Here is a 14,424-nt window from a genome sequence, read left to right as displayed (position 1 = left end):
CCATAATAATAACAACTATAGGATTTACCTTTCTTAATTAAATCTATAACTAATTTTTTAGTTGTGCAAATTTTTGTACTAATTTTTAATCCAAAGTTACCAGCGTATTTTTACAGGTGTTTTTGTGAAAAGGGCTTCGATACTAGGGGAAGGGGGGATAAACCCAGCAGACGTGCTATTTGCTTTTGGCTTTATTAGGGAGCCTAAGATTTATTTTTTTTCGGAACATTTTTTAAGCCCACTGAGCCCATTTTTTTAGAATAATGAGTCCAGTGGGCTTATTAGATTTTAGTTATTCTTCCAAATGTTATCGGCAGGCGTTGCATCCATAAAAATCCCGCCATCTAAAGCGATCGATTTTAGCGCTTTTCCATTCGTTTTAACTTTTAGCGAGACTGCTTTTTGGTTGTTTTTCCAAACAGATGGAGTGTAATGGGTTCTAGTTTCGCTGCCGTCGGTGTAGCTTACCACAATATCAAAAGGAATCGCAAAGCCTCCAACATTATCAATTGAAATAGCCGTTTTATCTTTAGCGCCTACCTTAATTTTTAAATCGAGGTAGTAATTGGTAAAGAACCAGTTTTGAAAAAACCAGTTTAAATTTTGACCAGAGCCCGTATTCATCGAATTAAAATAATCCCAAGGAATCGGGTGTTTACCGTTCCAATTGTTCATGTAAGTGTGCAGGGCTTTTTTAAATAAATCATCGCCTAGCATATCTTTTAAAGCTAAATACGATAGAGAAGCTTTCCCGTATGAATTGTTGCCATAGCCAGAACCCGAAACTTGATCAGACATCGAGATAATAGGTTGATCTTCTTCAGTCGATTTATCGTTTATGTAACGTGTAACACGGAAATTTTGATAAAATTTATCGGCTGCTTCTTTACCATGTTCAGCAATTCCAATTAAATATTCAAAAGTAGTTGCCCAACCTTCATCCATGTACGCATAACGTGTTTCATTTATCCCCATATAAAACGGAAAATAGGTATGTGCCACTTCATGGTCCTGAACCAATTGAGCAAATGTTGGGTCGCCAAAATTTGAATCGTTCACCATCATCGGATATTCCATATCGGCAAAACCTTGGAATGCGATACTTTTCACATACGGATAGGGGATTCCTGGCCAATTGTTAGAAAACCAGGCCAAAGCGTAGATGTTGTATTTAACAGAGTTGATAAAATCTTTTCCTGTTTCGCTGTTATAGGCTGCTTGCGCACTTGCGCGTCTGTTGGTTTTGCTATCAACTACTACACTGCCGCCATCCCATACATAATGATTGCTTAAAGCAAAACAAACATCGGTAATGTGATTAACCGAAAATTTCCATGTGTTCCAATCTTGTTGTTTGGTCACTTTACCAGCAGCCATTTCTTCCTTATTGGCAATGTGGATAACCTCGTCGCTCAGGTATGATTTTTTTAAACGAGCAGCAATGTCAGCCTGAAGCACTTCGTCCGGATTTAAGAAATCACCTGTAGCATATACCACATAGTTTTTTGGAGCAGTAATAGAAAAAACGTAGTCGTTAAAATCATTATAAAATTCAGCTCGGTCAGCATGTGGAATCCGGTCCCAACCATTATAATCGTCGTATACCGAGATACGAGGGTAACTATACGCACAAAAGAAAGAGTTAGGGTCAATTTGTCCTTCTCTCCCACTTAATTTAGAAAGCGGATAACTCCAGTCAATTTTAACAGAAACTTTCGATTTTGGATTTAACGGTTTTTTTAATCTAACCGAACCAACAGTTCCCCACCCTTTGGTATCTACTTTATAAACTTCTCCATCAATAGAAAGCGCAGAAATAGTTAAGCCACTGGTTAAAAAATCTTCACTAACAGTTCCACTACGTGGCGAAGTTGGTTTATGTATATTATTTACAAAGCGAATGGCCAATGTTTTTAGCGTATCGGGACTGTTGTTGCTGTATAAAATCTCTTCTTTTCCGCTCACCACTTTCGTTTCTGCATCTACTTGAATGTCCATGGTGTATTTACCATGATTTTGCCAATAATTTGGTCCTGGTTTGCCATTTAAAGATCGTGTTCCATTGGTATAGGCCTGTTTTATATTTCGGGGCATGTATAATTCTTGGGCGGAAACCAAGTAATTCGATACACACAGCAAAACGGCCGCTGCTAGTAATTTTTTCATGTTTAGTTTTTCCACTAAGGTAATAAAGAATGCTAAAAAAAGTTTTGCTCAATAGTAACGAATTAATGAGAGAATACCCACAATAAGGCGCCTAAAAATACTTTAAGCGTTAAATTATCGCAATTTATTTGCTTTTGTAATTTTCACATTTTATCTTCGTTATAATTGAAGCAAGACTATGTAGCAAACCAACTATATAGTCTTGTTTGTTTTTTATAGGAGTTCAATAAAATTAATGAGCATGACAGAGGTAACATACTACACTCAGGAGGGTTTAGATAAACTAAAAGAAGAAATACATTATTTAACAACTACTGGTCGTCAGCAAATATCTAAGGCCATTGCTGAAGCAAGAGATAAAGGTGATTTATCTGAAAATGCAGAATATGATGCAGCCAAAGAGGCACAAGGTTTACACGAAGCAAGAATTGCTAAGTTACAAAATACATTGGCGAATGCCCGTTTAATTGATGAGTCTAAATTAGATTTGTCAAAAGTACTGGCTTTATCCATTGTAAAAATAAAGAATGTGAAAAACGGCGCTACCATGACTTATCAGTTAGTGGCAGAAAGTGAAGCAGATTTAAAAACAGGAAAAATTTCTGTTAAATCACCTATCGCACAAGGTCTTTTAGGAAAAGCTGTGGGCGAATTTGCTGAAATTGAAGTGCCAGCAGGTAAAATGCAATTCGAAATTTTAGAAATTTCAAGATAATCCTTTAGCTGTAGAATAACCGTTCTACAGCTAATTCCGCTAACCAAAATACAGCCTTTATGAGTATTTTTTCCAAAATAATAGCCGGCGAAATCAAAGCACACGTGGTAGCCGAGAACGATCAATATTTGGCTTTTTTAGATGTATTTCCACTTACGCCCGGGCATGTACTGGTGATTCCAAAAGAAGAAGTCGACTACATTTTTGATATCGAAGAAGATGCTTATGCCGGACTTTGGAGTTTTGCCAAAACCGTTTCAAAAGGCGTTAAAGAAGCTTTTCCCTGCAAAAAAGTAGGTGTTTCGGTCATCGGTTTGGAAGTTCCGCATGCCCACATTCATCTAATTCCCATGAATCAGGTAAGCGATATGAATTTCAGTAAAGAGAAGCTAAAACCAAGTGAAGAAGAATTAGCCGATGCAGCAGCAAAAATCCGTGCAGCATTGTCGTAATAAGAAACTGAATGTACAACAGGGATGGCAAAACCAGTCCTGCTGTACACTTTACTCGCCCGAAAGGGCTTCGTGCTCGTTTCCATCAGGGTTATAGGGGTACAAGCAGTAGTCCTTGGCAAAAAAGCCAATAACAAAAAAGATTATTTAGCGTTGTTGTGGTAAAGGCACAAAATCGGTTTCACCTGGCACCGGTGCAAAATGCTGTTCCAACCAATTTTTCTTCGCCTTTTCAATTAATGCTTTGTCCGAGGCCACAAAATTCCAGTAAATAAAACGCTCTTCCGGAAAAGGCTCTCCCCCAAAAATATAAATAATGGTATTCTCGCGCATGGTAAATTCGCATAGCCTAGCGTTATTTGCGACCAACAGTTGTTTTTCGCCAAATACATGTCCATCGCTTTCAATTTCACCTTGTAAAATATACAAAGCACTTTCGCCAAATAAAGCATCTCCCAGGTTTAGTTTTTGCCCCTGCTTTGTTTTTAATTCTAAGAAATACAAAGGGCTATAAACAGGTACCGGCGATTTATAACCGAAAACTTCACCTGCAACTAATTTATATTGAACCTCATCTTGCGTCCAGCTGGGAATATCAGTTTCATCCGCGTGATAAAAATTAGGTTCCATCTCCTCTAAATCTTTCGGTAAGGCAACCCAAATTTGCAATCCATGTAACACTTTATCTGTGTGGCGCAGGTACTCAGGCGTTCGTTCCGAATGTACAATTCCTGCCCCAGCAGTCATCCAGTTTACTTGTCCTGGTTTTATCACAATATCCGAGCCTAAACTATCTTTATGCTTGATTTCCCCTTCAAATAAGAAAGTCAAGGTAGATAAGCCAATGTGTGGGTGCGGAGGAACATCTAAGTTTTGATAATCCTTCATGGCGGACGGCCCCATGTGGTCAATGAAAGAGAAAGGCCCAACCATTCTTTTTTCTCTAAAAGGTAAAAGTCTTCCGACCATAAAGTTGCCTATATTGGCGGGACGTTCCTCAATAATCAATGAAATATTCGACATATGTGGGTGATTGAATTAATGCAATGAATTTACTGAAAATTTCTGACGAATGATTTTCTTTTATAAATGTATTGGATATTAAGGGACGTTAATTATCATACATACACTATGTAAAATCGGTATTTTTTACTATTCACGTGAATATAATGTGGTAGAAGCATAAAAAAAGCACCACTTAAAGGTGCTTTTTGAAAAAAATAGGATGAATATTATACCAACTCCATTAAAGCTTCTTTGGTAAAGCCTTTTAATTCATCGGTACGATTATTTTTAATTTTCTGTACCCAATTTGGATCCGAAAGCAAGGCACGTCCAACGGCAATTAAATCAAAATCGCCACGGTCCATTCTGCGGATAAGCTCATCCAAAGAACTAGGTTCAGAACTTTGACCGGCAAAAGCGCCAAAGAAATCGCCATTTAATCCCACAGAACCAACAGAAATAGTTGCTTTACCAGTCAGTTTTTTAGCCCATCCAGCAAAGTTTAAAGCAGAACCTTCAAATTCAGGTTCCCAAAAACGACGTTGCGAACAATGAAAAATATCTACTCCTGCATCTGCAAGTGGAGTTAGCCATTGCTCCATTTCACTTTCTGTTGTAGCCAATTTAAAGTCGTATGCAGCAGGTTTAAATTGCGATAAACGAATAATGATAGCAAAATCTTCACCTACGCGTTTACGTACTTCTTTAATAACCTCTACCGCAAAGCGCGAACGTTCTGCCAAAGTTTTACCTCCATAAATATCTGTACGGTTATTGGTGGCATTCCAAAAAAATTGGTCAATTAAATATTGGTGCGCACCATGAATTTCAACGGTATCAAAACCAAGCGCTTTCGCATCGGCAGCAGCTTGTCCAAAAGCCGCAATGGTGTCGGCAATAGCCTCGTCAGTCATGGCTACGCCATTCTCAAAACCCGGGCTATTGAAAGAAGAAGGCCCTTCAAAGGGAGCTGAAGGTAACCAACCTGAAGCATGGTTTTGCGAAATACCTTGGTGCCAAATTTGAGGCCCCATTTGTCCGCCATCGCTGTGCACATCGTTTATTATTTTTTGCCAACCAGCTAGAGCTTGGTTACCATGAAAATGAGGAATATTTGGGTCGTGTGACGATGAAGGACGATTAATTACGGTTCCTTCTGATAAAATTAAACCAACTTCTCCAGCAGCTCTTTTAGCATAATAGTTGGCTACAGCATCTGTTGGAATTCCGTTTGGCGAGAAAGACCGTGTCATCGGAGCCATTACAATTCTATTTTTTGTGTGTAAGCTCTTTAAATTAAAAGGCTTAAATAAACTTTCAGTGTTCATATGTTTTAAATAATTAGATTTCAGAATCAATCAGGTTTTTTAAGGTTGAAAAACCTTCTTCATTACGTTTATAGTAAGTCCATTGCCCCATACGTGTGGCTTTAACCAAATTAGCACGCTGAAGAATGGAAAGGTATTCAGAGATGGTACTTTGGGTTAAACCACTTTTTTGTTGTATTTGACCAACGCAAACGCCCACGTTTTCTAAATCGGCATGGGGTTGTTCCTGAAAATTGTCTTTCGGGTTTTTTAGCCAGCCTAAAATTTGCAAACGTGCCTTGTTTGAAAGGGCTTTAAAGATTTCTACTTCATCCATGCGACAAAGATATATCGACTTTTCCCGATATATCTATTAATTAAATAAAGTTGACACGAGGATGAGTTTAAATGGAGATTGAGGCGACAAAGGGGAGAGATTCTGTCATTCTAAAAACCATGTTTAGTGTCTCCACGAAACATTTAATTGTTTTTATCTTTCAGCCGTGTCAGGTGTTATCACCTGACATACATCTAATTTCCGCTGGCGCTAGGTACAGCCCAAGCATTCGGGATTGACGGGCGTGCTTTGGTTTAGGCAACATAAGCTTGAACGTTTTTCCCTATCCCCGGCAGAAAAGATTGATAAGTTCTTTGAAGCAAAAAAAAGCGCTTAAAAAGAACGGGGATAAATCATACCGACCTATCCCCGTCATCTAAATTAACGCTCTCGTATATAAAGACGACCAAAAAATGGTTTTAGTATATACGACGTGATTTTTTTATTTCGATTGTAAGTATAGCTCCAAAACTTGTTTTAAATATTCTTCGGGTTTGGGCATAGTGGCTACAACTCCGGGTTCTTTATCCTGCGTTTGTTTCAAGTAAGCCGATTTAATTTTACCCCAGTCTTTTGAATAAAGCTGAATAAACTTCTCTACAAATTCTTTTTGTGTATACGTTGTAGGCAATTTTTCCAATACTGCCTGAATTTTTTCTTCTTTTCTATGTAAAATCGCCATCTATTTATAATTTAGGAACAAAAGTAACCCTAATTTATCGAAATTTCTCATTTAAACTTTTAGCGATCGTTCAGGTCAATAAGCGTATGAAAAAAATCTTCCTTAAAGTATCCGTTTTAATTTTATGTTCAGTGGTTTTTTCAATCCAACTATGGGCGCAAACTAATTTTACTAAGCTCGATACTTGGCTGAATGAACATGCTGAAAGTATGGGAGGTCGCATTTATTTAATGCTGTATAAAGATGGAAAAATAGTGTACAGTTATGGGCGAAGCGAGATGAATGCGCGCCAGAAAATGCTGGGGAAAATGATTGCCAAACGACAAGGAAAAACACCCGATTTTGGTAATTACACTGAGAATTTTCAACAACCTATTGCCAGTTGCAGCAAATGGTATAGCGCTGCTTTGGTGATGACTTTTGTAGATGAAGGAAAACTAAAACTGAGCGATACTGTGGGGAAATTTTTACCTGCATTGAGTAAAGCTGGCAAGGGTTCTATCACGATAGAACAATGTTTGTCGCACAGAACAGCCATAAAAGCACCCGATTTACGCGAAAGTTTAAGTGAAATGCGCGAAACCAATAGCATGGATGAGGCCATTGATAACATAGCTGCATTGCCAATGGAAGGAAAGCCTGGTCAGGTTTTTCGGTACAGCAATGTAGGTTTGCAAATTGCAGGGGCAGTAATTGAAAAAATTACGAGGAAGAGCTTTGAAGCCATTTTTGCAGAGCGATTGGCGCTTCCGTTGAAAATGAAAAATACCGATTTCGGAAAAGGAAAGGTGGCTTTGCCTGCTGGAGGAGCCAACAGTACTCCCGCCGATTATTTGAACTTTTTATCCATGTTGGTGAATAAAGGAATGTTTAACGGGAAACGCATTTTATCTTCTGCAAGCATCGCTCAAATGCAAGTAAACAGACTAACATCGGATGTGAAAATTGCCTATAGTCCGGGCGAAGCAGGCGGATTGGGCTATGGTTTTGGCGAATGGGTGATGGAGCAGAATGCCGATAACTTAAGTACATCAGTATCGAGTCCGGGTTTATTTGGGAGTTTCCCTTGGTTGGATACACAGAAAAAAACTGCCGGATTTTTGATGGCTTTTTACTTGAACAACAAAGGTAGGGGAGAAAATTATAAAGAGCTTAAAAAATTGGTTGACGAAGCCTTGAAGTAGGTTTTTGAGCGGATGGAGTAACATTGTCTTCTTGTTTTATTTACGTTCGTTAATAGCCACAGAAACTCAGAAATCACAGAAAGGATTCTTTTCCGTGTATTCCGTGCTTCCGTGGCAAAAAAAATACCTTGTATATTTTCTATGTGTGACTATGTTTTCTGTGTTAAAAAAAAAGATACGATGAAATTGGTGGCATGTATATTGCACACTTGCAGTACATTTATTTTTGGGGCATTTATTTCCCCAAGAAATGTGAATTTTAGTAAATTTAGGAATGGAAAACAATCAATTTACCCTCGATGAAATTAAAGCGACTCATGCGAAAGTGAAAAGCGGAGCCGATTTTCCAAAGTACATCGCCGATTTGAAAAAAGTGGGCGTATTGGCGTATGAGCATTACGTTACAGACGGACATACCGCCTATTTAGGAAACAACGACTACCGTCTTTTAGGCGCATCGAAGTGGCCTACCTTAACTATCTCAACAAAAGGCGAGGCTAAATTATTAAGAAGCGTATTGCGCATTCATCAAAACGGAGGAAGCGATTATATTACCTTTTGTCGAGAATCGGCTGAAGCCGGAGTAGAAAAATGGGTAGTTGATCTGAATGAAATGACCTGTAGCTATTACGATTTGGATGGCAACGCCTTGTTGGTTGAAACCATCCCAACGGTATAAGTTTAAGCTTTTTTTAAAACGTAGGCTGTCATTTCTGTTCTGATTTTGAAACCTAGTTTCTCATACAATTTTATAGCGCCTGCGTTATCGTTTCGGACATGAAGAAAAGGAATACCGTGTTTTTGAACAATGCGTTTAATCTGCTCGGCTAATAAACTGTATGCATAGCCGTTTCCGAGGTGATCTGGATGGGTACAAACGGCCGAAATTTCGATGTACGGACTTGGATGAAAGCGATGACCGGCCATAGAAACCAGTTGTTCATCCTTAAAAAAGCCTGTGTAATTACCCAAATTAATAGTTTTGGGTTTGAAAGGACCGGGTTTGGTTAGTTCAACTAAATCCAACATGGCTGGAACATCTTTTTGTTCAAGGTTCACAAATGCTTGATTGGAAAATGTTGGACAGTCTGAACTTTCGTACACCAATTGAAACATATCAATATGCGATAAACGTTCCCAATTGGTTGGGATTTTTATCGGCGGAACGCTAAAAACAACAAAGAGGCTGTCTTTTGGACTTATTTGATGAAGGATGTTAAATTCTTCTTCCGAATTATTTTTAAGTCCAGCAAAAGGAGCAACATCCTCCGGATAAAAGAGAACATCCCCAGTTCTTTGTGCATACGTTGCGTGTGCTGAGGACAATGAATAATAGATGGGGTTATCGAGTATTGCTTGCATAGTGTAGAATAGAGGCCCTAAACATACAGGCTATTTCACGATTAAATGTACTGGAAAAGCCATAGTATAAACTAATTGCTTTTTGTATTTTTAACACTAGGACAATGATATAGCGAACATTAGAAATTAAGTTAATGGATAATTTTTGGAGAAAACTTTTTAATCTTCACATTGGAGAAGATAGTAAGACAAAAACTTTAGAGAACGTTACTGCAAATATCTCGTTTTCGGGAGCAAATTTATGGATATTGGCATGCGCAATTTTGGTTGCTTCGGTAGGTTTAAATGTAAACTCTACCGCTGTAATTATTGGGGCCATGCTTATCTCTCCTTTAATGGGGCCTATTGTTGCATCGGGTTTTGCCATCGCCATTTACGATTTCTCTTTATTGAAACGTGCGGTAATCAATTTATTAATTGCAACAGTTGCAAGCTTGCTGGTTTCTTTCATTTATTTTTGGTTAAGTCCGTTTAAAGAAGTTCAGTCTGAGTTATTGGCTCGTACATCACCTAATATTTACGATATATTGATTGCCTTTTTTGGAGGATTGGTAGGGGTAATCGCTGTAACACGGGTTGAAAAGGGGAATCCTATCCCAGGGGTTGCCATTGCAACGGCTTTAATGCCTCCGCTTTGTACGGCTGGTTATGGTTTGGCTACGGGTCAGTTTCGATTCTTTTTTGGCGCTTTCTTTCTTTATTGTATCAATTGTGTGTTCATTTGTATTGCCACGCTTGTGATTGTAAAATATTTGAAATACCCAGCCAAGCAACAATTGGATCAAAAGCGGGAAAAACAAGTGCGTTACGCCATTACCCTCATTATGCTTGCGATGATTATTCCGAGCGTTTATTTTGCATTCACTTTATATAAAAAGCAACAGTTTACCCAAGCCGCCAATCGGTTTATTACGGAGAAATTAACAAACAATGGTATTGTAGTGGTGTACAAAAACACCAACTTTAATGCGGATCCAAAGCAGATTGAATTAGCTTTTTTGGCGCATCGATGTACAGATGAAGAAATTGACTCCTTGAATAAAATGCTGCCCGCATATGGCTTAAAAAATACCCGAGTGGTTGTTAAACAAGATTCAACAGATGATATTGAAGAACTAAAAAGTAGTTTGCTAAATGAAATTAAAAGCAAAACCAGTTTGCAGTCTCAAGCAGAGGCTAAAGTGAAACAATTGGAAAAAGAAATTGAAAAAGCAGCCTACGATGCAAAGCAGATTTCGCTAGAAATAAAGCCTCTCTTTCCCCAAATAAATGCGGTATCTATTGCAAATCATACTTTTTACGACGTAAAAAGGGATAGTTTAATTAAAATTCCGTTGCTAGTCTATGATGCTGAAAAATTATTAAGTAATGCAGATAAGGTTCGCTTAAAAAATTGGCTAAAGAAACGATTGGCATTGGATACTTTGATGGTGGTGAAGAATTAGGGAGATTTTTTTCGCTTGATGTCAATAAAAAACCCTGCAAATGTTTGATTTGCAGGGTTTTGATATCATTTGATACTGATTTTCGTAGCGGTAACGATCAATACTTAGAACATTTATCGGCATTTTTAGAAGTTTTGGGGGCGATTTTGGAGAACATTGAAAAAAACACTGTTAATCAAAAATCGACAAAAAGGCTATGAAATTTTTACCTGATTGTCGAGGTTCACCCCTAACGGGATTTCTTTTGAACCATACAACATTCGAAATTAACTCAACTATTGTTATAATCCATAGATTTTGAACAAGTCAATTGTAAATCGATATGGAAATTCGCATTTTAGTACCTAGACTTATTTAGCATAATAAATATGACCGATAAAATTGACGCTACTCTGCAATTTGATGATTTGACGCTGGTAAAACACCTAAAATCTCTTAATAGTCCATTAATAGCGATAGTTAACACTGTTTTTAACAATGTAAAAGATAGCTTAGATAATCGTATTCCAGCAATTTTTCCAAAATATACATTACACAACACTGGTCATTCATTTAGAATCATCAATTACATGGCCAATCTAGTAGATGATGTTAATAGCTTGTCGGAATTGGAAATCGCATTACTTATCCTCTCGGCTTTATTACACGACATTGGCATGGCTATTAGCGATGAGGATATTCAGGCAATAAAAAACGAGACTTTTACATTCTCTGATATCAAATTCTCGGCGATGCTAAACCTGTTGAAAAATGATGAAGTTGAAGCCACTCAAGAATATGTAAGAAGAATTCATGCTGAGTTGTCAGCACGATATATCCGAGAAAATTTAAAAGGCATTTTAGTTATACCTAATTTGCCTGGTCTTGATTTTGCAGAAGAGTTGGCACTAATATGTGAAAGTCACACGCGAGATTATGACTGGATAAAATCACATCTTAATTCCCACGAAGTCAGAGGAGATTATGTTTTTAATGCGCAGTTTATCGCCTGTATTTTAAGGTTGGGTGATATTCTCGATATTGATGGCAACAGAACACCTTATAAGCTTTACCAACTTATTGCCCCAAAAGGCAGAAGTGATGAAGAATGGAGACAACATTTTGTCATTTTTAATAATGATAAAATCGTAAAAGATGAGAGGAAAAACATACGAAATATTGTTTTTCATGGCAAATCAAAGAATGCTGACATACATAGGAAAATTTTAAACTACATCGATTGGGTAGAGTTAGAGCTAACTGGCGGCCTTGCGCTCGTTAGTGGCATGAAGAGTCAATATTATTTACCTTTTGATGAAAAACCAAAAATAAATATTCAAACTGAAGGTTATTCATTTTCTGGCTATAAAATGACACTCAAATTTGAAGCTATAAGCTCATTGTTGATGGGTGAAAAGATTTATGGCAGTAAGTCGCTTGGTTTGAGGGAGCTAATACAAAACTCACTGGATGCTTGCCGAATTAGGCAAGAAAATGAAATAAGAAAATTTGGAGAAGACCCGTACGAGCCGCGTCTTAGAATACTAATTGATAAAGATAAAAACCAGGTAACCATAAAGGATAATGGTGTAGGTATGTCGATAGAAATCATAAAAAACCATTTTTTAAATATCGGAGTTTCATATTATCAATCTTTCGACTTTTTACTTAAAGACTTGTCCTATAAACCAATTGGCAATTATGGTATAGGTTTTTTGTCGTGCTTTATGCTATCAGATAAAGTAAGTGTAAAAACAAGACACTATCAATCAAAATTTTTATATTTAATTCAATTGGAAAAGGGAAATGAATGGACTTCTTTAACTGAAAAAGAGGACATTTCCTTTTTTGGTACCGAGGTAATATTAGATTACCAACAATTCATTTCGGTTTTTGAGAACCAGACAGCCAAGGTTAAAGAATTTCTTAGCCGTTTCTTTCTTACAGATGGTATTGATTTCAAACTCCTTGAACCTGATAGTCAAATTGAGATTAAGAATGATTTGCTGGATAATAGTGTTCCAGAAAATGGCTTTATAAAGATTGATTTATCAGAATACTTAAATGAAATCGAGGGATATGTTCTAATAAGAAAAATGACAAATTTTATCGAAACTTTTGCAGAATTATCCTTGGATGACGATGTATATCTTTATAACCCGCCACTCGAAGAAAGCTATGAAGAAGAAGAAAATGACGAAAATAGAGAATGGCTAATTCATATTAACGATCTCGCCAAAATCAATATAGACAGCTATATTAACGGAAATGAAATAAAATATCTGACCATTCCACTTATAGATGAAGATATCGAGGAGGATTTTTCAAGTGGAATGAAGTTCACAAATGATGACACTAAAGAGGTCATAGATAAATTGGAAGAAAAATTAAAATGGATTAGCATTATCGTTCCAAAAGATCACCAGAACCAGTTGAGAGAGGATGAAGTGACTACTTGGCAAGAAATAGTTGAAGGGGTTACGATAGAGAATCTTGTAGAAATTGGACAATTGAAAAAGTATCCTACTTACAAATTTGTTAAAAAAATCAGCCTATTTGAGGGGCGAAAAAACGAGCTATACTTACCATTCGAAGTGCAGTCGAGAGTACCCTGGTATTACAGACCGTCTACTGCGCCAAGGCAAGAAATGTTTATTCGAAGCGTCCTCATTAAGGATTTTCACTTCAATCTTCCAGTAAGTGCCTCAGTGTTTAACATAACAACAATAGTTGTAAACATCAAATCTCGAAAATTCATTCCCGACATTTCCAGAAATAATATAGACAAGGATAGTGAAAATATGATAAACTATATCGTTGGAAAGGCAATTCACTTAGGTGCAATTGATAAACTAGAATTCAATATCGATGAGCGGAGGACTTTGCAAGATTTTGTAAATAAGTTTTATGGTGACAAGACTGAGTTCGAAAAATAAAATTTATTTCGCTCACAAATCGCAAAAAAGTTAAATATGGACAAGAAGGAATACTTTGAATTAAGCACATCTCTAAAGGTAACCCCGAGATGTCCGATTTTAAACCTGTGTCAAAGAAGGGCAATGACAATCTACTTTTTTTCGTACTCAGACTTAAAGAAGGGGTCAAATTTTGAAATAGTTTTAGGTAATGCTGGTGAATTGTCGTCTGAATACGCTAAAAATAAGATAGAAGTTCAAGGTGAGTCGCCCACTATTATCAAAGGTGGAACTAGTATGTACTTTTCAAATATGTGTCCAGAAATCTGCTTATTTGAAAGTGCTCATTCACCTATGGGTTTCTCCTCTGCTTGTACAAGCGGAGATTGGGATAAATACAGGACAAATAATCAAAATAGGATTATTGAGGAAGGGCATTTCACCCAATGTCCAGAATACTCTAGATATACTTTTGACAAGAAAAGAAAAATTGAAAAAAAACGGACAGCTATTCCAAATATATCAAAGGTAAGAGCAGAGCTTCAACAAGAAATTAACTCATCATGTCCATTTTGCAACGGAAAAGCTGTCGGGCATTTTCAAATTCATCATATAGATGAAGATCCAACCAATCACAAGTTCGAAAACCTACTACTTCTGTGTCCAACATGTCATTCAAAGATAACAAAAGGAGATATCACTAGCCAAGAAGTGTTTGACATGAAGTCTAAAATAGCTAAAGCCACCTCTCCTTTGTAAGAAAAACTTATCCATTTTACTAAAGACTGTTTGTCAAAAATCAACTGTCACATATAGTTTGATCAAAGTCAAAAGATAGCTTTAAAGAACTTACCTAACAATTAGAGATTGGTTAG

Annotated in this window: 14 protein-coding genes; 8 read left to right on the top strand and 6 right to left on the bottom strand. The window is 37.1% G+C overall.

All coding sequences use genetic code 11. The features are described from left to right. Positions 1-288: 288 nt before the first annotated feature. A complete protein-coding gene (locus ACJVDK_RS11740) occupies positions 289-2,166 on the bottom strand; it encodes a M1 family metallopeptidase (RefSeq protein WP_443936854.1) in 1,878 nt (625 codons plus the stop codon). A 241-nt stretch (positions 2,167-2,407) separates the two neighbouring features. Between ACJVDK_RS11740 and greA the strand changes: the two genes are divergently transcribed. Further along, complete coding sequence (gene greA / locus ACJVDK_RS11735) at positions 2,408-2,881, top strand: transcription elongation factor GreA (protein WP_443936853.1); 474 nt, start codon at positions 2,408-2,410, stop codon at positions 2,879-2,881. 59 nt (positions 2,882-2,940) lie between these two features. Further along, positions 2,941-3,333: an HIT family protein gene (locus tag ACJVDK_RS11730; protein WP_443936852.1), complete on the top strand. Its 393-nt coding sequence runs from the start codon at positions 2,941-2,943 to the stop codon at positions 3,331-3,333. A gap of 147 nt (positions 3,334-3,480) precedes the next feature. On the opposite strand, the gene ACJVDK_RS11725 is transcribed toward ACJVDK_RS11730, so the two are convergent. From ACJVDK_RS11725 to ACJVDK_RS11710, 4 genes are all read right to left on the bottom strand, one after another. After that, the gene (locus ACJVDK_RS11725) at positions 3,481-4,356 is read right to left on the bottom strand and encodes a pirin family protein (RefSeq protein ID WP_443936851.1); all 876 of its coding nucleotides are present in this window, start codon (positions 4,354-4,356) and stop codon (positions 3,481-3,483) included. A 209-nt stretch (positions 4,357-4,565) separates the two neighbouring features. Then, positions 4,566-5,666 (bottom strand): NADH:flavin oxidoreductase, encoded by a 1,101-nt coding sequence (locus tag ACJVDK_RS11720; RefSeq protein WP_443936850.1) that lies wholly within the window; start codon positions 5,664-5,666, stop codon positions 4,566-4,568. A gap of 13 nt (positions 5,667-5,679) precedes the next feature. Then, the gene (locus ACJVDK_RS11715) at positions 5,680-5,982 is read right to left on the bottom strand and encodes an ArsR/SmtB family transcription factor (RefSeq protein ID WP_443936849.1); all 303 of its coding nucleotides are present in this window, start codon (positions 5,980-5,982) and stop codon (positions 5,680-5,682) included. A 442-nt stretch (positions 5,983-6,424) separates the two neighbouring features. Further along, complete coding sequence (locus tag ACJVDK_RS11710) at positions 6,425-6,664, bottom strand: hypothetical protein (protein WP_443936848.1); 240 nt, start codon at positions 6,662-6,664, stop codon at positions 6,425-6,427. 86 nt (positions 6,665-6,750) lie between these two features. Between ACJVDK_RS11710 and ACJVDK_RS11705 the strand changes: the two genes are divergently transcribed. Together ACJVDK_RS11705 and ACJVDK_RS11700 are read left to right on the top strand one after the other, a co-directional pair. Further along, positions 6,751-7,848, top strand: a complete 1,098-nt coding sequence (locus tag ACJVDK_RS11705) for a serine hydrolase domain-containing protein (protein WP_443936847.1) — start codon at positions 6,751-6,753, stop codon at positions 7,846-7,848. Positions 7,849-8,122: 274 nt separating this feature from the next. Further along, positions 8,123-8,527, top strand: coding sequence for a DUF1398 domain-containing protein (locus ACJVDK_RS11700; RefSeq protein ID WP_443936846.1), 405 nt, complete (start codon positions 8,123-8,125; stop codon positions 8,525-8,527). 2 nt (positions 8,528-8,529) lie between these two features. On the opposite strand, the gene ACJVDK_RS11695 is transcribed toward ACJVDK_RS11700, so the two are convergent. Then, entirely contained in the window at positions 8,530-9,210 is a 681-nt protein-coding gene (locus ACJVDK_RS11695) for a GNAT family N-acetyltransferase (RefSeq protein WP_443936845.1), read from the bottom strand. A gap of 134 nt (positions 9,211-9,344) precedes the next feature. Here ACJVDK_RS11695 and ACJVDK_RS11690 point away from each other — a divergent pair, with 134 nt between their 5' ends. From ACJVDK_RS11690 to ACJVDK_RS11675, 4 genes are all read left to right on the top strand, one after another. Then, positions 9,345-10,655 carry a DUF389 domain-containing protein gene (locus tag ACJVDK_RS11690; protein ID WP_443936844.1) on the top strand — a complete coding sequence of 437 codons (1,311 nt, stop codon included), beginning with the start codon at positions 9,345-9,347 and terminating at the stop codon, positions 10,653-10,655. Further along, positions 10,604-10,855 carry a hypothetical protein gene (locus ACJVDK_RS11685; RefSeq protein ID WP_443936843.1) on the top strand — a complete coding sequence of 84 codons (252 nt, stop codon included), beginning with the start codon at positions 10,604-10,606 and terminating at the stop codon, positions 10,853-10,855. Before ACJVDK_RS11690 ends, ACJVDK_RS11685 begins: the two co-directional genes overlap by 52 nt. Before the next feature lie 168 nt (positions 10,856-11,023). Beyond that, positions 11,024-13,570: an HD domain-containing protein gene (locus ACJVDK_RS11680; RefSeq protein ID WP_443936842.1), complete on the top strand. Its 2,547-nt coding sequence runs from the start codon at positions 11,024-11,026 to the stop codon at positions 13,568-13,570. A gap of 36 nt (positions 13,571-13,606) precedes the next feature. After that, entirely contained in the window at positions 13,607-14,308 is a 702-nt protein-coding gene (locus ACJVDK_RS11675; RefSeq protein WP_443936841.1) for an HNH endonuclease signature motif containing protein, read from the top strand. Positions 14,309-14,424 lie beyond the last annotated feature (116 nt).

Source organism: Pedobacter paludisoli (assembly GCF_052344095.1).
In the GTDB taxonomy this organism is placed as follows: Bacteria; Bacteroidota; Bacteroidia; order Sphingobacteriales; family Sphingobacteriaceae; genus Pedobacter.
Note: the sequence above shows the minus strand (reverse complement) of the source record. Positions and strands in the feature narration are given on the sequence as shown.

Coding starts and splice junctions, on each gene's coding strand:
- ACJVDK_RS11740 (WP_443936854.1), bottom strand. CDS start 2,166: ATGAAAAAATTACTAGCAGCGGCCGTTTTGCTGTGTGTATCGAATTAC.
- greA (WP_443936853.1), top strand. CDS start 2,408: ATGACAGAGGTAACATACTACACTCAGGAGGGTTTAGATAAACTAAAA.
- ACJVDK_RS11730 (WP_443936852.1), top strand. CDS start 2,941: ATGAGTATTTTTTCCAAAATAATAGCCGGCGAAATCAAAGCACACGTG.
- ACJVDK_RS11725 (WP_443936851.1), bottom strand. CDS start 4,356: ATGTCGAATATTTCATTGATTATTGAGGAACGTCCCGCCAATATAGGC.
- ACJVDK_RS11720 (WP_443936850.1), bottom strand. CDS start 5,666: ATGAACACTGAAAGTTTATTTAAGCCTTTTAATTTAAAGAGCTTACAC.
- ACJVDK_RS11715 (WP_443936849.1), bottom strand. CDS start 5,982: ATGGATGAAGTAGAAATCTTTAAAGCCCTTTCAAACAAGGCACGTTTG.
- ACJVDK_RS11710 (WP_443936848.1), bottom strand. CDS start 6,664: ATGGCGATTTTACATAGAAAAGAAGAAAAAATTCAGGCAGTATTGGAA.
- ACJVDK_RS11705 (WP_443936847.1), top strand. CDS start 6,751: ATGAAAAAAATCTTCCTTAAAGTATCCGTTTTAATTTTATGTTCAGTG.
- ACJVDK_RS11700 (WP_443936846.1), top strand. CDS start 8,123: ATGGAAAACAATCAATTTACCCTCGATGAAATTAAAGCGACTCATGCG.
- ACJVDK_RS11695 (WP_443936845.1), bottom strand. CDS start 9,210: ATGCAAGCAATACTCGATAACCCCATCTATTATTCATTGTCCTCAGCA.
- ACJVDK_RS11690 (WP_443936844.1), top strand. CDS start 9,345: ATGGATAATTTTTGGAGAAAACTTTTTAATCTTCACATTGGAGAAGAT.
- ACJVDK_RS11680 (WP_443936842.1), top strand. CDS start 11,024: ATGACCGATAAAATTGACGCTACTCTGCAATTTGATGATTTGACGCTG.
- ACJVDK_RS11675 (WP_443936841.1), top strand. CDS start 13,607: ATGGACAAGAAGGAATACTTTGAATTAAGCACATCTCTAAAGGTAACC.